20 protein-coding genes and 1 other RNA gene are annotated in these 19,865 nt (G+C 64.2%); 2 read left to right on the top strand and 19 right to left on the bottom strand.

Features of this window, described 5'->3' with window-relative positions:
• Positions 1-238: 238 nt before the first annotated feature.
• The 8 genes from ilvC to miaA all read right to left on the bottom strand — a co-directional run bounded on the left by ilvC (position 239) and on the right by miaA (position 8,556).
• Positions 239-1,258 (bottom strand): ketol-acid reductoisomerase, encoded by a 1,020-nt coding sequence (ilvC, locus tag C7G41_RS31245; RefSeq protein WP_007600992.1) that lies wholly within the window; start codon positions 1,256-1,258, stop codon positions 239-241.
• 148 nt (positions 1,259-1,406) lie between these two features.
• Positions 1,407-2,009, bottom strand: coding sequence for a LysE family translocator (locus tag C7G41_RS31240; protein WP_199198705.1), 603 nt, complete (start codon positions 2,007-2,009; stop codon positions 1,407-1,409).
• Positions 2,010-2,011: 2 nt separating this feature from the next.
• Positions 2,012-2,908, bottom strand: a complete 897-nt coding sequence (locus C7G41_RS31235; RefSeq protein WP_106946128.1) for an EamA family transporter — start codon at positions 2,906-2,908, stop codon at positions 2,012-2,014.
• A 189-nt stretch (positions 2,909-3,097) separates the two neighbouring features.
• The gene (locus tag C7G41_RS31230) at positions 3,098-3,787 is read right to left on the bottom strand and encodes a class I SAM-dependent methyltransferase (RefSeq protein WP_106946127.1); all 690 of its coding nucleotides are present in this window, start codon (positions 3,785-3,787) and stop codon (positions 3,098-3,100) included.
• A gap of 3 nt (positions 3,788-3,790) precedes the next feature.
• Complete coding sequence (ilvN, locus tag C7G41_RS31225) at positions 3,791-4,333, bottom strand: acetolactate synthase small subunit (protein ID WP_106946126.1); 543 nt, start codon at positions 4,331-4,333, stop codon at positions 3,791-3,793.
• A 23-nt stretch (positions 4,334-4,356) separates the two neighbouring features.
• The gene (locus tag C7G41_RS31220) at positions 4,357-5,340 is read right to left on the bottom strand and encodes a threonine dehydratase (protein WP_106946125.1); all 984 of its coding nucleotides are present in this window, start codon (positions 5,338-5,340) and stop codon (positions 4,357-4,359) included.
• 154 nt (positions 5,341-5,494) lie between these two features.
• Positions 5,495-7,270 (bottom strand): acetolactate synthase 3 large subunit, encoded by a 1,776-nt coding sequence (locus tag C7G41_RS31215; RefSeq protein WP_106946124.1) that lies wholly within the window; start codon positions 7,268-7,270, stop codon positions 5,495-5,497.
• Between the two features lie 329 nt (positions 7,271-7,599).
• Entirely contained in the window at positions 7,600-8,556 is a 957-nt protein-coding gene (miaA, locus tag C7G41_RS31210) for a tRNA (adenosine(37)-N6)-dimethylallyltransferase MiaA (RefSeq protein ID WP_106946123.1), read from the bottom strand.
• A gap of 11 nt (positions 8,557-8,567) precedes the next feature.
• On the opposite strand from miaA, the gene serB reads away from it, so the two are divergent.
• Positions 8,568-9,473 (top strand): phosphoserine phosphatase SerB, encoded by a 906-nt coding sequence (serB, locus tag C7G41_RS31205; protein ID WP_106946122.1) that lies wholly within the window; start codon positions 8,568-8,570, stop codon positions 9,471-9,473.
• Between the two features lie 138 nt (positions 9,474-9,611).
• On the opposite strand, the gene C7G41_RS31200 is transcribed toward serB, so the two are convergent.
• The 11 genes from C7G41_RS31200 to C7G41_RS31150 all read right to left on the bottom strand — a co-directional run bounded on the left by C7G41_RS31200 (position 9,612) and on the right by C7G41_RS31150 (position 19,201).
• Positions 9,612-11,114 carry a Do family serine endopeptidase gene (locus C7G41_RS31200; RefSeq protein WP_106946121.1) on the bottom strand — a complete coding sequence of 501 codons (1,503 nt, stop codon included), beginning with the start codon at positions 11,112-11,114 and terminating at the stop codon, positions 9,612-9,614.
• Between the two features lie 144 nt (positions 11,115-11,258).
• Positions 11,259-11,465, bottom strand: coding sequence for a DUF2065 domain-containing protein (locus tag C7G41_RS31195; protein ID WP_018454337.1), 207 nt, complete (start codon positions 11,463-11,465; stop codon positions 11,259-11,261).
• Positions 11,466-11,536: 71 nt separating this feature from the next.
• Entirely contained in the window at positions 11,537-12,433 is an 897-nt protein-coding gene (gene hflC / locus C7G41_RS31190) for a protease modulator HflC (RefSeq protein ID WP_106946120.1), read from the bottom strand.
• Positions 12,430-13,566 (bottom strand): FtsH protease activity modulator HflK, encoded by a 1,137-nt coding sequence (hflK, locus tag C7G41_RS31185; RefSeq protein ID WP_106946119.1) that lies wholly within the window; start codon positions 13,564-13,566, stop codon positions 12,430-12,432. Before hflK ends, hflC begins: the two co-directional genes overlap by 4 nt.
• 154 nt (positions 13,567-13,720) lie before the next feature.
• Complete coding sequence (locus C7G41_RS31180) at positions 13,721-14,230, bottom strand: dihydrofolate reductase (RefSeq protein WP_106946118.1); 510 nt, start codon at positions 14,228-14,230, stop codon at positions 13,721-13,723.
• Positions 14,230-14,715, bottom strand: a complete 486-nt coding sequence (locus C7G41_RS31175) for a GNAT family N-acetyltransferase (RefSeq protein ID WP_106946117.1) — start codon at positions 14,713-14,715, stop codon at positions 14,230-14,232. The genes C7G41_RS31180 and C7G41_RS31175 overlap by 1 nt, the downstream gene beginning before the upstream one ends.
• A 5-nt stretch (positions 14,716-14,720) precedes the next feature.
• Positions 14,721-15,515 (bottom strand): thymidylate synthase, encoded by a 795-nt coding sequence (locus C7G41_RS31170; protein WP_106946116.1) that lies wholly within the window; start codon positions 15,513-15,515, stop codon positions 14,721-14,723.
• A 222-nt stretch (positions 15,516-15,737) separates the two neighbouring features.
• Positions 15,738-17,303, bottom strand: a complete 1,566-nt coding sequence (locus C7G41_RS31165) for a tripartite tricarboxylate transporter permease (protein ID WP_007600973.1) — start codon at positions 17,301-17,303, stop codon at positions 15,738-15,740.
• A 7-nt stretch (positions 17,304-17,310) separates the two neighbouring features.
• Complete coding sequence (locus C7G41_RS31160) at positions 17,311-18,072, bottom strand: tripartite tricarboxylate transporter TctB family protein (protein ID WP_106946115.1); 762 nt, start codon at positions 18,070-18,072, stop codon at positions 17,311-17,313.
• Between the two features lie 95 nt (positions 18,073-18,167).
• On the bottom strand, positions 18,168-18,698 hold the full coding sequence (locus C7G41_RS31155) for a chromate transporter (protein WP_106946114.1): 531 nt from the start codon (positions 18,696-18,698) through the stop codon (positions 18,168-18,170).
• Entirely contained in the window at positions 18,695-19,201 is a 507-nt protein-coding gene (locus C7G41_RS31150; protein WP_245446810.1) for a chromate transporter, read from the bottom strand. The genes C7G41_RS31155 and C7G41_RS31150 overlap by 4 nt, the downstream gene beginning before the upstream one ends.
• A 194-nt stretch (positions 19,202-19,395) precedes the next feature.
• Here C7G41_RS31150 and ssrA point away from each other — a divergent pair.
• Positions 19,396-19,762: a transfer-messenger RNA gene (gene ssrA, locus C7G41_RS31145) on the top strand.
• Positions 19,763-19,865: the final 103 nt, after the last annotated feature.

Here is a 19,865-nt window from a genome sequence, read left to right as displayed (position 1 = left end):
AGACCAAGAATGTGGTTTAAGCGTCAGTTCTTCATGCTCAGGGAGCACTTCAGCTCGCGGAGAATTTGAATGAAGCAGCAATGCTTCGCGCGAGACGAAAAGAGCGAGACCGCTGGTTGCGATCTCGCTCGAATATAGTCGCGAAGATTTAAGAATTGGTTTGGCGGACGAAGCTTGTGTTTTCGCTTGCGTGTCCGGATGCGGCGCAACCGATACGCCGCACCCGTACGACCGCGACTTAGTTCTTCGACTTGTCGACCAGCGCGCCCTTCTTGATCCAGGGCATCATGTCGCGCAGCTTGGCGCCGACTTCCTCGATCGGATGCTCGGCGAGCTTGGCTCGGGTTGCCTTGAACGAGGTCTGGTTGACCTTGTTCTCGAGCATCCAGTCGCGGGCGAACTTGCCGGACTGGATGTCGTTCAGAACCCGCTTCATCTCCTTCTTGGTCTCGTCGGTGACGATGCGCGGACCGGTGACGTACTCGCCGTATTCCGCGGTGTTGGAGATCGAGTAGTTCATGTTGGCGATGCCGCCTTCGTAGATCAGGTCGACGATCAGCTTCACCTCGTGCAGGCACTCGAAATAGGCCATCTCCGGGGCGTAGCCGGCTTCGACCAGGGTCTCGTAGCCGCCCTTGATCAGCTCGACCAGGCCGCCGCAGAGCACCACTTGCTCGCCGAACAGGTCGGTCTCGCACTCTTCCTTGAAGGTGGTCTCGATGATGCCGGCGCGGCCACCACCGACAGCGGAGGCGTAGGACAGGCCGAGGTCGTGGGCGTTACCCGAGACGTCCTTGGCGATCGCGATCAGGCAGGGCACGCCGCCGCCGCGCTGGTATTCGGAACGCACGGTGTGGCCGGGGCCCTTCGGCGCGATCATGAGAACGTCGAGATCGGCGCGCGGGTCGAGCAGGTTGAAGTGGACGTTGAGACCGTGCGCGAAGACGAGGGCGGCGCCCTTCTTCATGTTGTCGTGCAGGTGCTCGCGGTAGATGTCGCCCTGGAGCTCGTCCGGGGTCAGCATCATGACCAGGTCGGCCCATTTGGCGGCCTCGGCGACTTCCATCACCTTGAAGCCGGCAGCTTCCGCCTTCTTGGCCGAGGCCGAACCCTTGCGGAGCGCGATCGCCACGTCCTTGACGCCGGAATCCTTCAGGTTCAGCGCATGGGCGTGGCCCTGGCTGCCATAGCCGACGATGACGACCTTCTTGCCCTTGATCAGGTTCAGGTCGGCGTCGCGATCATAATAAACACGCATGGTCGTTTCCTCGTTCAGGGGCCGGAATCGGCCGTTGGTCAGGTCTTGTCAGTCAGGTCTCGGACGGTGAAATTTGCGGATTTCGGGGGGCTGTCTAGAGCATTTTCGGCCCCCTGGGAAACCCGTTTCTGCATGGAAAGCTGGGGCATCATGCATCCATGACGACGGGGTAGAGCGACGCCAGCAGCAGGATCGCCATCAGGATATTGAAGGCGCGGACCAGCCGCACGGAGGTCAGGACCGGCCGCAGTGCGGTGCCGAAGAAGGCCCAGACCACCGTCGAGACCGTGCCCACGAGCAGGCTGATCAAGGTCTGGATCGCGATGTTGAGCGGGAATTGGGCGATGGCCGCATAGGCGGTGATGGTGCCGATCACGATCACCCAGCCTTTTGCGTTGATCCATTGGAACATGGCGGCGCCCAGGAAGGTCATCGGACCGCGGCCGTCTCCGTCGCCCGGCTTGGCCGGACCCGAGAAAGCGATCACGGCGGCCAGATAGAGCAAGTAGGCGGCGCCGGCATATTTCAAAACGATCTGCAGGATGGGATAGGCCAGGAACACGGTGCCGAGCCCGAGACCGACCGCTGCAATCATGAAGGCGAAGCCGATGACGACGCCGGCGATGTGGGGGATGGTGCGCCGGAAGCCATAGGTCAGCCCCGAGGACAGCAACATGATGTTGTTCGGCCCAGGCGTGAAATACATCACGGCCATGAAGGCGAAGAAGGCATACAGCAGCGACTGGGACATGCTCACCTCACGCGGGCTTCGGCTGCGGTTCTCTGGGGTACCGCCCCGGGGCGCTTCGCCAGCACCATCACCGCTATACCGCCGATCACGGTGAGCATGCCGGCGAGGCGCAGCGGGCCGAACCGCTCACCGAACACGATGCTGGACGCGGCCGAGCCGACGAACGGCACCAGCAGCGCGAACGGCACCACTTGCGCGGTCGGATAGTCACGCAGCAGCCGACCCCACAGCCAATAGGCGATGCTGGTGGAGATGCCGCCGATCAACAGCATGCAAATGAGGCCGGTGAGCGACATGTGAATCAGCGACTGCCAGGTCGGTGTCGGCCCGTTGACGACCAGCGTGAGCGCGAACAGCGGCACCGCGGTGGCGAGGCACAACCAGGCGAACAGATCGAACATCGGCACGCCGCGGGCGCCGCGCAGCAGGATATTGCCGATCGCAAAGCTGACCGGCGCGATCATCAGCACGGCGAAGGCACCGACGCTGAAATCATAGCCGACCGTGCCGCAGATCATCAAAAGGCCGACGGCTGCGATGACGATGCCCAGCGTCTGCACCGGCGTCGGCCGCTCGCCGAATGCGAGCGCGGCAAAGCCGATCGTGAACAGCGCCTGGCTCTGCACCACGACGCTGGTCAACCCCACCGGCACGCCATGGGCGATGCCATAGGCCTGGCTCAGAAACTGGCCGAGAAAGAGCGTGAAGCTGATCGCGATCAGGAGCGACCAGGCGACCTTCGGCTTGCGAATGAACAGGCACGGGACCGCGGCAATGGTGAAGCGCATCGCCGTCATCAGCTCCGGCGAAAATTCGTCGAGCGCGATCCGGCTCGCCACGAAGGCAAGCCCCCAGATGACCGCCACCAGGATGGCGATGAGGATGTCGGCCGGCTTCATCCCAAACTCCTAACCTCTCCCGCTTGCGGGAGAGGTCGCGCCGAAGGCGCGGGTGAGGGTTTTCTCCTCTTGGGGGTTCTCGAGTGCGGAGACACCCTCTCCCCAGCCCTCCCCCGCAAGCGGGGGAGGGAGCGCAGCTACATCGTAGTTGCAGTTTGCTCTCACGGCTTTAGCCTTGCTTGCCGGCCTTTACGTGGAAGAATCGGGTTTCCGCAGCAGATAGGTGCCGTGCATCGGGGCGTGGTAATCGGCCGAGACCACCGTGAAGCCGACGTCGGTCAACATCCGCTCCATGACCCAGCCAAAAGTGGAATACTCGTCGCGCATGTGGTTGACGACGCTTTCACGCGGGACATCGTGGTTCTTGATCTCAAAGTCGGCCCATTGCTCGACGTCGCGCTCGACGGCATCGGGCATCGAGGCGTAGACGATGTCGCGCAGATAGAAGGTGGCACCGGGCTTGAGCGCGCGATAGATCCGCGACATGGCCACCGCCTTCCAGAAATCCGGCAGATGGTGCAGCGTGAACTCGCTGACGATCAGGTCATAGGACTCCGGCCGGTAGGCGAAGCTGAGCAGGCCGGCGGACTGCGTGCGCACGGGCGCTTTGCGGTCGCGCGCGTAGATCTCGGCGAGCGCCAGCATCGCGGGCGAGATGTCGATGGCGTCGACCTCGGCGCCCATCAGCGCCGCCTCGGTCGCGAGCACGCCGTTGCCGCAACCGATGTCGGCGATGCGCCAGCCGCGCTGGACCCCAAGCATTTTCAGCGCCGCGCGCGCCCGTAGATCGGCATCGTCGTGACTGTCGTAGATCGAGGCCACTGCAGGCCCGATCCCCATCCGGTTCCGCTCGTTGTAATACCAATCGCGCGCCAGCATGGTTCACATTCCTTCAGGCCCGCGACCAATCGCGGCAACACCGGTGCGCGACACTTCGACGAGGCCAAGCGGACGCATCAGGTCGATAAACTGATTGATCTTGTCGGTGTTGCCTGTGATCTCGAACACAAAGCTCTCGGTGGTGGCGTCGATCACGCGGGCACGGAACGCGTCCGCCAGCCGCAGCGCCTCGACACGATGCTCGCCCTGTCCGCGCACCTTCACCATCGCCAGTTCGCGCTCCATCGAGCGCTTGGTCAGCGTCATGTCCACGACGCGATAGACCGGGATCATGCGGTCGAGCTGATGCTTGATCTGCTCGATCACCATCGGCGTGCCGGTGGTGACGATGGTGATGCGCGAGAGATGCTTCTGGCTCTCGGTCTCCGAGACCGTGAGGCTCTCGATGTTGTAGCCGCGCCCCGAGAACAGTCCGATAACGCGCGCGAGCACGCCGGGCTCGTTCTGCACGAGCACCGAAAGCGTGTGCGTCTCGTTCGGCTCGTGGCGCTCTTCGATGAAGTAGGCGGATGCGGGCTGGTTCATTGTCGTCCCCTCTATTCTCGTCTTTACGCCGTCGCCCGATCAGCGACCGGCGCATCCGTCCCGACCCAACCGCGGAACAGATCGAAATCGATATTGCCGCCTGACAGCACGAGACCGACGCGCTTGCCCTGTAGCTTGGTCTTTTCCTGAAGCGCCGCAGCGAGCGCGGCGGCGCCGGCGCCTTCAGCGAGATTGTGCGTGTCGGTCCAGTAGGCGCGGATCGCGGCGGCGACCTCGTCGTCGGTGACCTCGACGATGCGCGAAGCGCCTTTGCGGATGATGGCGAGCGCTTCCGGATCGGGAATCCGCGTCGCCATGCCGTCCGCGAGCGTGTTGCTGGTCTCGGTCGTCACGACGTGGCCCGCCGCGAACGAGAGCGCGTAGGACGGCGCCTCGGTCGACTGCACGCCGACGATCTCGGTCTTCAGGCCGAGCAGGTCACGCGCCATGATGCAGCCGCAGATCCCCGAGCCTTGCCCGATCGGCACATAGAGGATGTCGAGATCCGGCGCGGCCCGGAACAATTCGAGCGCATAGGTCGCCACGCCCAGCACCAGGTCCGTATGGAACGACGGCACCATGTGCAGCCCGGCGAATTGCGCGTGGCGGCCGGCTTCCTCGCGTGCGGCCTGAAAGTCCTTGCCATGCTCGACGAGTTCGGCGCCGAACGCCTTCATCGCGCGGTTCTTCTCGACCGAATTGCCGCGCGGCACATAGATCACGGCAGGCACGCCATGGCGGCTCGCCGCAAAGGCGAGGCTTTGACCATGATTGCCGCGCGTCGCCGAGATGATGCCCGGAATGTTCGGCCGTTCGCTCTTCAGCCGATCGAGATAGACCAACCCGCCGCGCACCTTGAAGGCGCCGGTCGGCGTGTGATTCTCGTGCTTGACCACGACCTGCGTGCCGAGCCGCTGGCTGAGCAGCGGCCAGGCGTGCGCCGGCGTTGCCGGCACCGCCTGCCCCACGATCGCATGTGCGCGTTCGAGCTCGTTCAGGTCGAACATTTCACCTTCTCATCAATCCATCGCTCGCGACTGTCATCCCCGCGAAGGCGGGGATCCAGTATTCCAGAGGCCCCCGAGAGCGATCGAGAGGCCGCGGCGTACTGGATCGCCCGGTCAAGCCGGGCGATGACAGCGGAATTTGTGACGATCACGCTCACACCAGCGCCTTGCCGCCGGCGAACGCCTTTGCGGTGGCTTCGTCGTTCGCCTGCTCCGGCAACAGCATCTCGTTGTGCGCCTTGCCGGAGGGGATCATCGGGAAACAATTTTCCAGCGACGCGACACGGCAGTCGAACAGCACCGGGCGCTTGACCGAGATCATCTCCTGGATGGCACCCTCGAGATCGCCGGGCTTGTGCACCTGGAAGCCAACGCCGCCATAGGCCTCCGCGAGCTTGACAAAGTCCGGCATCGCCTCCGAGTAGGAATGCGACAGGCGGTTGCCATGGAGCAGCTGCTGCCACTGCCGCACCATGCCCATGTACTGGTTGTTCAGGATGAAGATCTTGATAGGCAGCTCGTACTGCACCGCCGTCGACATCTCCTGCATCGTCATCTGCACCGAGGCATCGCCCGCGATGTCGATGACGAGGCTGTCGGGATGGGCAACCTGCACGCCGACCGCGGCGGGCAGGCCGTAGCCCATGGTGCCGAGACCGCCTGAGGTCATCCAGCGATGCGGCTCCTCGAAGCCGTAGAACTGCGCGGCCCACATCTGATGCTGGCCGACCTCGGTGGTGATGTAGGTGTCCTTGCCGCGCGTCGCCTCGAACAGGCTCTGGATCGCGTGCTGCGGCAGGATGACGTCGTTGCTCTTCCTGTAGTAGAGCGAGTTGCGGGCGCGCCACTGCGCGATCTGCTGCCACCACGCCTTGATGTCGGGCTTCTTCGCCTCCGCCTTGAACACCTGGAGAATGTCGCCGAGGATGTTGCCGCAGTCGCCGATGATGGGCACGTCGACCCGGATGTTCTTGTTGATCGAGGACGGGTCGATGTCGATGTGGATCTTCTTCGAGCCCGGCGAGAACGCGTCGACGCGGCCGGTGATGCGGTCGTCGAAGCGCGCGCCGACGCACAGCATGACGTCGCAATCATGCATGGTCATGTTGGCTTCGTAGGTGCCGTGCATGCCGAGCATGCCGAGCCAGCTCTTGCCCGACGCGGGATATGCGCCGAGGCCCATCAGCGTGGAGGTGATCGGGAAACCGGTGACCTCGACCAGCTCGCGCAGCAGCCTGGTTGCTTCGGGGCCGGAATTGATCACGCCGCCGCCGCTGTAGATCACGGGGCGCTTGGCATTGGCCAGCAGAGACACCGCCTTGCGGATCTGCGTCGCATCGCCCTTCACGCGTGGCGCGTAGGAGCGATGAACGTCGGACTTGCGCGGCGGATGATAGGTGCCGGTTGCGAACTGCACGTCCTTGGGCACGTCGACGAGCACCGGGCCCGGTCTACCCGTGGTCGCAACGTAAAACGCCTCGTGCAGCACCTTTGCAAGATCGTTGACGTCGCGCACCAGCCAGTTGTGTTTGGTGCAGGGGCGCGTGATGCCGACGGTGTCGCATTCCTGGAACGCGTCGTTGCCGATCAGATGCGTCGGCACCTGGCCGGAGATGCAGACCAGCGGGATCGAGTCCATCAGCGCGTCGGTGAGCGGCGTCACCATGTTGGTGGCGCCGGGGCCGGAGGTCACCAGTGCAACGCCCGGCCTGCCGGTCGAACGCGCATAGCCCTCGGCGGCGTGGCCCGCGCCCTGCTCGTGGCGGACCAGGATGTGCTGGACCTGGCTCTGCTGGAAGATCTCGTCGTAGATCGGGAGCACGGCGCCGCCGGGATAGCCGAAAATATCGGTCACGCCATGATCGATGAGCGCGCGGACGATCATCGCGGCGCCGGTCATCTGGTTCGGATCGTGGCTCTTGTCGGTCATTGTCTTGCTCCGGATGCGCTGTTGTCAGCGGCTTCGTTCGTGTCGGGTTTTCGGAAATAAAAAAGGCCCCGAAGAGGGACCCTGCACACCGCCTGTCATGTGGATGGCAGCTAGCCACCCCCGGCGGTGTGCCTGGGTACGACGGCGATAAGGAGATTGGTAATAATATTACGCATGTTAGGCGCTCAGCATCCCAAAGGTTGCGCGAAACATAACGCCCAAAGCCTCGATGTCAAGGCAAAGCGGCCGTTCCGCTCGATTTTGCCAGTGTAGCGGTGTTCCCGGGGTTGGGCGAGAGGTAAATTCGGGAGCCGAGGCACAAAAGCGTGTCAGCCGGGGTCCTGTGCCGCGTTCACGATCGTGGCCAGCCAGTTCCGCATCTCCTCCGGCTTCACCCACTCGAATTCGGGCAATTGATGCCGGAACCAGGTGAACTGCCGCTTGGCGTAGTGGCGGGTGTCGGCGCCGCCGATCGTGGCGGCCTGCTCCAAGCTGAGCTCACCGCGCAGATGCCGGATCAGCGCCGGCACGCCATGAGCCTTCATCGCCGGGAGCAGCGGATCGAGGTTTCGGTCGGCGAGACGCTCGACCTCCTTCAGCGCGCCGGCACCCAACATGGCCTCGAAGCGGGCGTCGATACGCGCATAGAGCTCGTCGCGCTCAGGCGCGAGGAACACCGCGCGAAAACTGTCCCGGGGGAGCAAGGGCGGTTGGCCCTCATGATGCCAGTCCAGCAGCGAACGACCGGTGGCTTCGACCACTTCGAGCGCGCGCGCAATGCGCGTGCGGTCACGCAGGTTCAATCGCTCGGCCGCCCGCGGATCGGAGGCTGCGAGTTCGGCGTGCAGCGCCTCCACGCCGTTCCGCTCCAGCCGCGCCCGAACGCCCTCGCGCACCTCGGCGGGGATCGGCGGCACCACGGAAAGGCCCGCCGTCAGTGCCTTGAAATAGAGGCCGGTCCCGCCGATGAATATCGGCAGGCGGCCTTCGGCTTTCGCCTCTTCGAGCGCCTTGGCCGCGTCGCCCACCCAGGCGCCAGCCGAAAAATTCACGGCCGCATCGACATGGCCGTACAGGCGATGAGGAACCCGCGCCTCGTCGCCATCTGTGGGCCGCGCGGTGATGATGCGGAGGTCGCGGTAGACCTGCATGGAATCGGCATTGATCACGACTCCGCCCGCAGCGAGCGCAAGCTCGAGCGCCAGCGCCGACTTGCCGCTGGCGGTCGGGCCTGCGATAAGCACCGCCTTGCCGACATGCCTTCTTCCGACTTGCCCCTCGCTCACGAAAACCTCAAATGTCCCTCGTTGCCACGCTGATCTGCAACCCGAATAATCCCGCGCTCGACTCGACCATCGTCGATGGCGCCCGCGCCGTGCTGCCTCAGGCAGCTCCCGCGCACTGGCTGTTCGACGGGGTTGCAGTCGACATCCCCTTCGGCGTCGACAGTAACCTCGAAGGCGACCGTCACGCCATCGAGCAGCGGCTCCGCGAGCTTCGCGGCGACCTGCCCATCGACATCGTCGTGCAGCCAGTCGGCTTCCGGCGCAAGAAGCTTTTTCTCGCCGACATGGATTCCACCATGATCGGTCAGGAATGCATCGACGAGCTCGCCGATTTCGTCGGGGTGAAGGCCCATGTGGCCGCCATCACCGAGCGCGCGATGCGCGGCGAGATCGAGTTCGAGCCGGCGCTGCGCGAGCGCGTCGCGCTGCTCAAGGACCTCCCCGCCAGTGCCGTCGACGAGGTGCTGGCCAAGCGCATTACGCTGACGCCGGGTGGCCGCGAACTGGTCGCGACCATGCGCGCCCATGGCGCCTATGCCTGTCTCGTCTCCGGCGGCTTCACGCTGTTCACCAGCGCGGTCGCCACCAGGATCGGTTTCCAGGAGAACCGCGCCAACGAGCTCGTCGTCCGCGACGGCAAGTTCACCGGCGAGGTGAAGGAGCCGATCTTGGGGCGCGCGGCGAAGCTCGCGACCCTGGTGGATCTGATGGAATCGTTCGATCTCGACGACATCGACTCGCTGGCGGTCGGCGACGGCGCCAATGATCTCGCGATGATCCAGGCGGCAGGGCTGGGCGTGGCGTATCATGCCAAACCTGCGGTCGCCGCGGCTGCGGCAGCCCGGATCGATCATGGCGATCTCACCGCGCTGCTGTATGCGCAGGGGTATCGACGCGAGGAGTTCGTGGAGGGGTAGTCTCCTCCTCTCCGCCGTCATCACCCGCGAAAGCGGGTGATCCAGTATTCCAAGACAGAGCGATACGGAAAGGCCGCGGCATACTGGATGCCCCGCTTTCGCGGAGCATGACAGTGAATGTGTGGCTGCTCGTGCGCCTTACTGCACGCTCAACGCAACGAAGCGCAGCTCGCCGTCGGCGTTCGACACCAGCAGCAGCACCGACTTCTTGCCGTCCTTCTTGAGCTGGTCGACCCGCTTCTGGATGTCGGCGCCGCTGGAGACGCCCTCCTGCGCCACCTCGACGATGACGTCGCCGGCGGAGAGGCGCTTCTCGGCGGCATCCGAATTGGCGTCGACATTGGTGACGACCACGCCCTTGACGCTGTCCTTGATCTTGTAGCGCGCACGCAGATCCTTGCTCAGCGCGGCGAGATCGAGGCCGAGCGCCTTCTGTGTCACGGTCTTTTCAGGCGCGGGCTCGTCGGTCTTCACTGCGGCCTGCACCTTGTCGGGATCCTGCAACCGGCCGAGCGTGACCTTCTTGGTCTCCTCCTGCCCCTTGCGGATGATGACGACATCGACCTCCTTGCCGACCGCCGTGTCGGCGACCACGCGAGAGAGATCCTTCGGGTCCTTGACGTCCTTCCCGTCGAACTTGACGACGACGTCGCCGGGCTCGATGCCGGCCGGTTTGGCCGGGCCCTTGTCGTCGATGCCGGCAACCAGCGCGCCGCGCGGCGGCTTGATGTTGAGGCTCTCGGCGATCTCGTCGGTGACGCTCTGGATGCGCACGCCCAGCCAGCCGCGGCGCAATTCGCCGAACTGGCGGAGCTGGTCGACGACACCGGCAACCGTCTTCGACGGTACGGCGAAGCCGATGCCGATCGAGCCGCCGGACGGTGAGATGATCAGTGTGTTGACGCCGATGACGTCGCCATCGAGGTTGAACAGCGGCCCGCCGGAATTGCCGCGATTGATGGAGGCGTCGGTCTGAATGTAGCTGTCGTAAGGACCGGACGAGATGTCACGGTTCTTCGCCGAGACGATACCGGCCGTCACGGTGCCGCCGAGGCTGAAAGGATTGCCGATCGCGACGACCCAGTCGCCGAGGCGCAGCTTGTCGGAATCGCCGAACTTCACCGATACCAGCGGCTTCGGCGGCTTGAACTTCAGCACGGCAAGGTCGGTCTTCTTGTCGACTCCAACCAGGTCGGCCTTGATCTTGGTGCCGTCGTTGAGGATGACGTTGATCTCATCGGCATCCGCGATGACGTGGTTGTTGGTGACGACGACGCCTGATGTGTCGATGATGAAGCCGCTTCCGAGCGAGTTGGTCTTGCGCGGCGCCGGGCTGTTCTCGCCGCCTTTGCTGCCGCCGCCGGGACCCTTCCGATTCTTGAAGAAGTCGTCGAAGAACTCCTCGAAGGGCGAACCGGGCGGCAGTTGCGGCATGGCATTCCCGCCGCCGCCGCCGCCCTTGGCCTCGACGGTCTGCGAGGTCGAGATGTTGACGACCGCATCGATCACCTTTTCGGCGACGTCGGCGATGCCGTCCGGCCCGCGCGCATAGGCCGGTGTGCCGAGTGCGCTGAAAACGCCAACGGCGAGCGCGGCCAGCCCTAAGCGCAAACGGGTCGGGGCAATGGTGGCAGCGGTCATTGTGATCTCCAGGAAACAAGGATTCGACGTCAAGACTGCGCTCGAACGGGGGGACGGCGCAAGCGCGGACCTTAACGGGCCTCAAGACCCGGATAATAAGGCGAAAACCGGTCCCTCGCCTTCACTTTGGCGTTGGTGCGACGGCTAAATTGGCCGTCGCATAACCCAGATCAGGACCAGGCCGGCCACGGCCGAACCAATGCCGACCGCCCGCAGGACATTGTCCGGCGTGGCCATCGCGCTTTTCATGGCCTTGCGCATCCAGGCCGGGCTAGCCGCGAACATCAAGCCTTCCAGCACGAACAGGATGCCCAAACCGATGAGGAAGTCGGCGAACGCAATGGACCTCATCGGATTGGAACCTCCCGTTGTGCTGTTCTTGTCCGGACGAAGGGCGGCCAGACCTGCCGCCCTTGTCTGGCTTACGGCTTCGCTGGCGTCGTGGTCGCCGTCTTGCCGGACGGGTTACCAAAGAACCGGAAGAAATCCGAGTCCGGACGCAGCAGGAAGCGGGTGTCGTTCGCGCGCAGCCCGGTCTCATAGGCTGCCATCGAGCGGTAGAAGGCGAAGAAATCCGCATCCTGGCCGTAGGCTTCGGCGAACAGACGGTTGCGCTCGGCATCGCCGACGCCGCGCGTCTGCTCGGCCAGCGACCTCGCATCCGCCTCGATCACGGTCGCCTCGCGGTCGGCCTTGGAGCGGATCTCCTGTGCCTTCTGGCCGCCCTGCGCGCGGAACTCGGCGGCTTCGCGCTCGCGTTCCGTCTTCATGCGCTGATAGACCGCTTGGCTGTTCTGCTCTGGCAGATCGGCACGGCGGATCCGGACGTCGACGACCTGGATGCCGTAGCCGTCGGCCTCGTGGTCGAGCTGATCGCGGATGCGCTGCATCAGCTTCTCGCGGTCGTCGCGGACCACGTTGATGAAGGTCACCTCGCCGAGCACGCGGCGCAGCGCCGCGTTCAAGAGCGTGGTGAGCTGGATGTTGGCGGCCTGGATCGAGCCGATGCTCTGATAGAAGCGGAGCGCGTCCTTGATGCGGTAACGCGCGAAGGCGTCGACCACGAGCCGCTTCTGGTCGGACGCGATCGCTTCCTGCGACGGGTTCTCCAGATCGAGGATGCGCTTGTCGATGTTGATCACCGAATTCCATGGCGCCTTGAAGTGCAGGCCGGGAGCGGTGACGACGTCGACGGGCTTGCCGAACTGCAGCACGATGGTCTGCTCGGTCTGCGCCACCGTGAACAGGGACATGTAGCCCACGATCACGACGAGCAGGAGGCCGAGCAGCGTGGCGATGCCTGTAACCGGGGATCTCATCGGTTGCCTCCGGTGGTCTGCTGGCCGGTTGCAGGCGGCCGCTTGGCCGTCAACTCGCTGAGCGGCAGATAAGGCACGACGCCCTGGCCCGACTGGCCGCCGTCATAGATGAGCTTTTCCGAGCCGCCGAGCACGCGCTCCATCGTTTCCAGATAAATCCGTTCACGCGTCACGTCGGGCGCCTTCTTGTATTCCTCGTAAACCTTCAGGAAGCGCGAGCTCTGGCCCTTGGCCTCGGCGACCGTCTGCTCCCTGTAGCCTTCGGCGGCCTGCATGATCTGCGCCGCACGTCCGCGTGCCTGCGGCACGACCTGGTTGGCATAGGTCTGCGCTTCGTTCTGCAACTGCTCGAGATTGGCGCGTGCCGCCTGGACGTCGCGGAAGGCGTCGATCACCTGAGCCGGCGGGTCGACCTTCTGCATCTGCACCTGGCTGATCTGAATGCCGGCGCCGTAGCTGTCCAGGGTCTTCTGGATCAATTCCTGCACGCCTTGTTCGGTGACGTTGCGCGCGCCGGTCAGGATCGGCTGGATCTGCGAGCGGCCGATCACCTCGCGCATCGAGCTCTCGGCGACCGCCTTCACGGTGCCTTCGGGATTCTGGATGTTGAAGAGGAAATCGCCGACGCCGTTGGGCTTGATGCGCCAGAGCACGGTGAAGTCGACATCGACGATGTTCTCGTCGCCGGTCAGCATCAGGCTCTCTTCCGGCACGTCACGAATGGAGCGGCCGCGGCGCGCCGGATCGTCGATCAGCGTCATGCCGATGGAGATGGTGGAAACGCGCAATGCCTTTGGCAGCAGCACGGTCTCGATCGGATAGGGCAGATGATAATTCAGGCCGGGATCCACGGTGCGGACATGCTTGCCGAAGCGCAGCACGACGCCGAGCTCTTCGGATTGCACCCGGAAGAAGCCCGACAGCAGCCAGAACGCGACGATCAGCAGCACGATCAGCGTGATGCCGATGCCGGAGAAATAGCCACCCGGCATGATCTGCTGGAGGCGATCCTGGCCGCGCCGCAGAAGATCTTCCAGATCCGGCGGCCTCGGCCCGACCGGTTGCGGGCCGTTGCCCCATGGTCCCTTCGGACCCGAGCCCCATGGGCCACCGCCCTGATTCTTCCACGGCATTCGACGCTCTCCTCGGCAGGGTGAAATTGGCCCCCGCCCGCTTTGTCCGGTCCGGCTTTATAGGGGACAGGCAGGTCCCTTACAACGCAGCCCTCTCCGCCCTTCGAGCTAAGCTTGGGGGCAGAAAAGTCAATGTTAACATTGGCAAATGCGGTTAATGGCCCACCCGCCGACGATATGTCACATAGGAGTAGTCGGCGCTGTCGTGGGGTCCGGCAGGATGGCGGATGCGCTCAACCTCATCCCACTCTGCCCTGTCGATGTCGAAATGCGTGTCGCCTTCGGGACGCGCATGCACTTCAGTGATTTCGAGGCGATCGGCGCGATCGAGCCATTGCCGGTAGATTTCGGCGCCGCCGATCACGGCGATCTCGGTGACCGATCGCCGAAGGGCATCGCCAAGTGCGACCGCGCCTGCATCCGCGGCCGATGTCGTGACGATGGCGCCGGCGGCGCGATAATCCGCGTCGCGCGTGATCACGATGTTGGTGCGGCCCGGAAGCGGCCGGGGCAGGGATTCGAAGGTCTTGCGGCCCATGATCACGGGCTTGCCGATGGTGAGCGCCTTGAAGCGCGCCATGTCGGATTTCATTCGCCACGGCATCGCGTTGCCGGCGCCGATGACGCCGTTCTCAGCGATCGCCACCACGAAGACGATCTCCATCAGGACGCGCTCCCGGCAAGCCGCGTCAACGCAGGCCCGGTGACGCGGCACAGCGTCCAGTCGTCCAGCATGACGGCACCGAGCGATTTGTAGAACGCGATCGACGGCGCGTTCCAGTCGAGCACCGCCCATTGCAGCCGCGACCAGCCGTTCTCGACGCATTCCCTGGCAAGGTACACGAGCAGAGCTTTTCCGAGGCCCCTGCCCCGATGCGACGGCCGCACATACAAATCTTCGAGATAGATGCCGTGGCGGCCGCTGAACGTCGAGAAATTCGCGAACCACACCGCGAAGCCGACCGGCTCACCGTTCCACTCGGCGAGGGCGCAATGGACTTGCGGTCGCTCGCCGAAGAGTGCGTCGGCGATGTCAGTCTCGGTCGCCTCGACCTCGTGCGAAAGCTTTTCGTACTCGGCGAGCTCGCGGATGAAAGCAAGAACCAGCCCGGCTTCGCCGGGACGCACACGGCGGATGTTGAGCGACATCGGCGTCAGACCGCGACCGCGGCCTTGATGTGCGGATGCGGGTCGTAGCCGACGAGCTCAAAGTCCTCGTAACGGAAGGAGAAGATATCCTTCACGTCGGGGTTGATCCGCATCACCGGCAGCGCGCGCGGAGCGCGCGTGAGCTGGAGCTTCGCCTGCTCCAGATGATTGGAATAGAGATGGGTGTCACCGAACGAATGCACGAAGTCGCCGGGCTTGAGGCCCGTAACCTGCGCCACCATCATGGTGAGCAGCGCGTAGGAGGCGATGTTGAAGGGTACGCCGAGGAACACGTCAGCCGAACGCTGATAGAGCTGGCAAGACAGCTTGCCATTGGCGACATAGAACTGGAACAGGCAGTGGCACGGCGGTAGCGCCATCTTGTCGACCTCGGCCGGATTCCAGGCCGAGACGATCAGGCGGCGCGAGTCCGGATTGCGCTTGATCATGTCGATCACGTTCGCGATCTGATCGATGCTGCGTCCGTCCGGCGCGGACCAGGAGCGCCACTGATGGCCGTAGACGGGGCCGAGATCGCCGTTGGCGTCGGCCCACTCGTCCCAGATGGTGACGCCGTTGTCGCGCAGATATTTGATGTTGGTATCGCCCTTCAGGAACCACAACAGCTCATGCACGATCGCCTTCAGCGGCAGGCGCTTGGTGGTCAGCATCGGAAAACCGGCGGACAGGTTGAAGCGCATCTGATGGCCGAACACCGACAGCGTGCCGGTGCCGGTCCGGTCGGTCTTTTCGGCGCCGTCTGAAAGAATCCGCTCGAGCAGGTCCTGATACTGGTGCATTTGCGTGAGCCTTTGGGGAGGCGGCGAATTTAGCGGCCGCCCCCGCGCTGCGACAGCGGCGATTCGCCATCCATACGCATTATACCCGGAAAAGTGAGCGTTCCCGATGCAAACGACAAGGGGCGGAACTCACGTCCCGCCCCTCGTCTATCAGATTGATCCTGCTGGCCAACTTGCCTGCTTGGGTTCGAGCCACGGCGCGCCGACGCAGGCGCGGCGCCCTTAGTTCTCGGATTCGGTGAACACCTCGTCGCGCTTGGCACGCAACGCGGGCAGCACCGTGAGCACCAGCAGGAAAGCCGCGATCGCGAGCAGCACGGCCGACAGCGGACGCGTCAGGAACACGCTCCAGTCGCCGCGCGAGATCAGCAGTGCACGGCGCAGGTTCTCTTCCATAAGCGGTCCGAGCACCATGCCGAGCAGCAGCGGCGCCGGCTCGAAGTCGTGCTTAATCAGCCAGTAGCCGACCAGACCGAACACGCCTGCGAGGATGACGTCGACCGGCGCGTTGTTCACGGAGTAGATGCCGATCGCGCAGAAGATCACGATCGAGGGGAACATCAGCCGGTAGGGGACGCGCAGCAGCCGCACCCAGATTCCAACCAGCGGCAGGTTGATGATGATCAGCATCAGATTGCCGATCCACATCGAGGCGATCATGCCCCAGACCAGCTCCGGCTGCTTCTGCATCACCTGGGGACCCGGCACGATGCCGTGGATGGTCATCGCCCCCACCATCAGCGCCATCACGGCGTTGGGCGGGATGCCGAGCGTCAGCAGCGGAATGAAGGAGGTCTGTGCCGCGGCGTTGTTGGCGCTTTCCGGTGCCGCCACGCCCTCGATCGCGCCACGGCCGAACCGCGACGGGTTCTTGGCGATCTTCTTCTCGAGCGTATAGGACGCAAAGGACGCGATGACCGCGCCACCACCCGGCAGGATGCCGAGGATCGAGCCGAGCACGGTGCCGCGCAGGATCGCAGGCGCCGAGTCGATCAGGTCTTTCCTGGTCGGCATCAGGCCGGTGATCTTCTGCTGCACGAGGTCGCGGTTCATCTCGGCGCCGGCGTCGAGGTTGCGGATGATCTCGGCGAAACCGAACACGCCCATCGCCACCGTCGCAAAGCCGAGACCGTCGGCGAGTTCCGGAATGTTGAACGCCATGCGCGAGGCGCCGGTCTCGATGTCGGAGCCGACCATCGACAGCATCAGGCCGAACACGATCATCGCGATCGCCTTCAGCACCGAGCCCTTGGCCAGCACCACCGCGAAGATCAGGCCGAGCACCATCAGCGAGAAATATTCGGCCGGACCGAACGCCAGCGCAAGCTTGGTCAGCGGCGCGCCGAGCACGGCGATGAGCACGGTCGCGACGCAGCCGGCAAAGAACGAGCCGATCGCCGCGATCGCCAGCGCCGGGCCGGCACGGCCCTGCTTCGCCATCTGGTGGCCGTCGATGGCGGTGACGACCGACGTCGCCTCACCGGGAATATTGACCAGGATCGAAGTGGTCGAGCCGCCGTACTGGGCGCCATAATAGATGCCGGCGAGCATGATCAGCGCGCCGACCGGCGGCAATCCGAACGTGATCGGCAGGAGCATCGCCACGGTTGCGACGGTGCCGATACCGGGCAGCACGCCGACCAGCGTGCCGACCAATGCGCCAATCAGGCACATGAGAATATTGATCGAGATCGGCAGCGACAGACCGTAGAGCCACCAGGGTGACCACCACGAGATCTGAAACACCACACCGAAACCGAGGCCCAGATTGTGGAAGAGATCGAACATCACACCCTCACTGAACCAGGAAGCGCGGGAACATCGGCATCGGCAGGCCTAGCACGTAGGGGAAGAGCAGCGCGCAGCCGAGCGTCAGGCAGGCCCCGACGATGAGCGCTTCGACCCAGCGCGTCTCATGCGTGCCCATCGCCGCGATCATGAAGCTTGCGAACGCCGTTACCACCACCCCAAGCGGACGAATCGCCAACGCGAAGAAGACGATCGAGATCATCACGAAGAGCGGCCCACGCCAGGCATAGTGTGCCATGCCCGGCCCGTCGGTCAGCAGTCCCGTCAACGCAATGCCGGCGCCAAGTGCGACGAGCAGCCCGCCAAACATCCGCGGCGCCGTGCCGGCACCAAAGGAGAAGCCCCGCATCCCCTGCAAATCGCTGGAGGCCCACAGTGCGAACAAGGCGAGCGCCATCAGCACGATTCCGCCGACATAGTCCTGCGACGACCTGATCGTCATGAAGAACGTGAGAATCGCCACCGCAAAGATCGGATAGGAATAGATCAGCGCCAGCAGCACATCGGATGACGCCTTCTTGGTGTCACCGCCGACCGCCCCGAGCAACGCGCCGGGCGCGCCCGCGAGCAGCGCCGTAACGTGGCTGATCACCACGGCGGCCGGGCCGCGTCCGGCGCCCCAGCCAAAGATCGTCCCGAACGACCAGATGAATTCGAAAATCTGCGGCGCTATGGCCAGCAGACAAAAGCTGATCACCACCGAGGTGTTTCGGTTGGCTGTCGCCGAGTGGCCCATCGTATCGGCCATGCATGTCTCCTCCGCGACCCGTAAGCCACGAGCACTGTTGTTCTAATCGGCTGGAAATCGATGCCCCCGCCCGGATCCCTGCCTAGCCATTTTCATTACACAATGCCAGCAAAACCCAACAAGCCCCCGACGAGCAAAATCCATAGTGGATTGATGCGCGAGACGGATGCGACCGCTGCAACCGTCGCCGTCAGAAGCAGCGCAGCAAGCGTGCGATCGGTCGACTCGGCGAGGATCAGGGCGCTCGCCGCCATCAAGCCGATCGAGAGCGGAACCAGTGCAGCCTGGATCAGCCCGGGCCAGCGCGATTGGCTCGGCCGGTTGAGGAGCCGGCTGACATAATAGGCAAGCAGCGCGGTGGGCAGGCACATGGCCAAGGTCGCCGCCAGGGCGCCGGGGATGCCGGCGACGGCATAGCCGATTAACGTGACGATAAGTACGTTCGGACCTGGTGAGAGCTGCGCGATCGCATAGGCGTCGGCGAACTGCTTGTCGGTCATCCAGTGATGCACCTCGACCGCGATGCGGTGCATCTCTGGCACCGCCGCCGCGGCGCCGCCGACCGCGAACAGCGACATCAGACCAAAGGTCGAGATCAGCGCCCAGATGGGGTTCTCCGCGTTCATGCTGCTACCTTCCGCCGCATCAGGAAGGTGGCGCCGAGACTGAGGGGGATCGCGACCAAAAGCACGGCCTGGAGCGGCAGGCGAAGGACGCCGATGGCGAGGAAGACGCCCACCATCAGGACGAGCGCGAGAGCGTCCAGCCGCTTGAGCAGCGGCGTCATCATCCGGAAGACCACCGCGATCAAGAGGCCGACGGCCGCACAGGAGATGCCTGCGAGAATGCGGCGCAGCACCTCCACATCGCTGAACCGGGCATAGACGATCGCGAGCACCGTCATGATCAGCGTGGGCGGCAGCAACAGCCCCGCGAAGGCGGCAATGCCGCCTGCGATCCCGCGCAGCCGCGCGCCGAACACCATCGACAGATTGACGATATTGGGCCCGGGCAGGAAATGGCAGAGCGCAAACGTCTCGTTGAACTCGTCGGCCGTCATCCAGCGGTGCTGCTCGACGATGGCCTGCCGGGCGAAGACCAAAACCCCGCCGAAGCCCGCCAGCGACATCCTGGCGAAGGCCAGGAACAGCGCGAGCAAGCCCGGCGGAACGGCGCTGGTGGCTGGACGGTCCGGTCGTGATCTCGGTGTTGGGCAGCCGGTGCGGAATCCTCGGACATGTCAGGAGCTTAGAACGCCGGCCGACGCGCGGCCAAGCCTGTCGGGAACCTATCCAAAGGGAACCTCGGGATGGCCGCTCGAAACACCTGTTATTTGAAACCTTTGCCCCCTATATTGGGGGTGCCGGTTCGCCGGCTATGGAAATAAACGGTCGTCGTAATAAACCATTCGGACCCGGGGGCGGTACCCGGCGCCTCCACCAAAGCCCACCAGCGGGCTAGCCCTGAAAGCGGGCTTTGGCGGGGGCGAAATAGGATCGACGAGGGCGTAAAGGGCGTTCTTTTTCTCGGTATTGTTCCGCCGTTATCGGGCTATGCAATAGTTGCCAACGACAACTTTGCTCCGGTTGCTCAGGCTGCGTAACGCAGTTTGAAAGACCATTCTGAAGTCCTAACGGGTTAAGCTCCGTTAGGCGGGGTTCGGAGGCACCTGGCAACAGAAGCCTCCACTTACCTCTTATTTCCTACCCCGCGGGGACTCCTGTTGACCCGTCAGGCGCGGTACTATTGCGGCTTGGCGAGTCGGGCCGGCAGGGCCCAGCTCCTGGAATGCA

Source organism: Bradyrhizobium sp. MOS002 (assembly GCF_003020115.1).
Taxonomy (GTDB): Bacteria; Pseudomonadota; Alphaproteobacteria; order Rhizobiales; family Xanthobacteraceae; genus Bradyrhizobium.
Note: the sequence above shows the minus strand (reverse complement) of the source record. Positions and strands in the feature narration are given on the sequence as shown.

Coding starts and splice junctions, on each gene's coding strand:
- ilvC (WP_007600992.1), bottom strand. CDS start 1,258: ATGCGTGTTTATTATGATCGCGACGCCGACCTGAACCTGATCAAGGGC.
- C7G41_RS31240 (WP_199198705.1), bottom strand. CDS start 2,009: ATGTCCCAGTCGCTGCTGTATGCCTTCTTCGCCTTCATGGCCGTGATG.
- C7G41_RS31235 (WP_106946128.1), bottom strand. CDS start 2,908: ATGAAGCCGGCCGACATCCTCATCGCCATCCTGGTGGCGGTCATCTGG.
- C7G41_RS31230 (WP_106946127.1), bottom strand. CDS start 3,787: ATGCTGGCGCGCGATTGGTATTACAACGAGCGGAACCGGATGGGGATC.
- ilvN (WP_106946126.1), bottom strand. CDS start 4,333: ATGAACCAGCCCGCATCCGCCTACTTCATCGAAGAGCGCCACGAGCCG.
- C7G41_RS31220 (WP_106946125.1), bottom strand. CDS start 5,340: ATGTTCGACCTGAACGAGCTCGAACGCGCACATGCGATCGTGGGGCAG.
- C7G41_RS31215 (WP_106946124.1), bottom strand. CDS start 7,270: ATGACCGACAAGAGCCACGATCCGAACCAGATGACCGGCGCCGCGATG.
- serB (WP_106946122.1), top strand. CDS start 8,568: ATGTCCCTCGTTGCCACGCTGATCTGCAACCCGAATAATCCCGCGCTC.
- C7G41_RS31200 (WP_106946121.1), bottom strand. CDS start 11,114: ATGACCGCTGCCACCATTGCCCCGACCCGTTTGCGCTTAGGGCTGGCC.
- C7G41_RS31195 (WP_018454337.1), bottom strand. CDS start 11,465: ATGAGGTCCATTGCGTTCGCCGACTTCCTCATCGGTTTGGGCATCCTG.
- hflC (WP_106946120.1), bottom strand. CDS start 12,433: ATGAGATCCCCGGTTACAGGCATCGCCACGCTGCTCGGCCTCCTGCTC.
- hflK (WP_106946119.1), bottom strand. CDS start 13,566: ATGCCGTGGAAGAATCAGGGCGGTGGCCCATGGGGCTCGGGTCCGAAG.
- C7G41_RS31180 (WP_106946118.1), bottom strand. CDS start 14,230: ATGGAGATCGTCTTCGTGGTGGCGATCGCTGAGAACGGCGTCATCGGC.
- C7G41_RS31175 (WP_106946117.1), bottom strand. CDS start 14,715: ATGTCGCTCAACATCCGCCGTGTGCGTCCCGGCGAAGCCGGGCTGGTT.
- C7G41_RS31170 (WP_106946116.1), bottom strand. CDS start 15,515: ATGCACCAGTATCAGGACCTGCTCGAGCGGATTCTTTCAGACGGCGCC.
- C7G41_RS31165 (WP_007600973.1), bottom strand. CDS start 17,303: ATGTTCGATCTCTTCCACAATCTGGGCCTCGGTTTCGGTGTGGTGTTT.
- C7G41_RS31160 (WP_106946115.1), bottom strand. CDS start 18,072: ATGGCCGATACGATGGGCCACTCGGCGACAGCCAACCGAAACACCTCG.
- C7G41_RS31155 (WP_106946114.1), bottom strand. CDS start 18,698: ATGAACGCGGAGAACCCCATCTGGGCGCTGATCTCGACCTTTGGTCTG.
- C7G41_RS31150 (WP_245446810.1), bottom strand. CDS start 19,201: ATGTCGCTGGCGGGCTTCGGCGGGGTTTTGGTCTTCGCCCGGCAGGCC.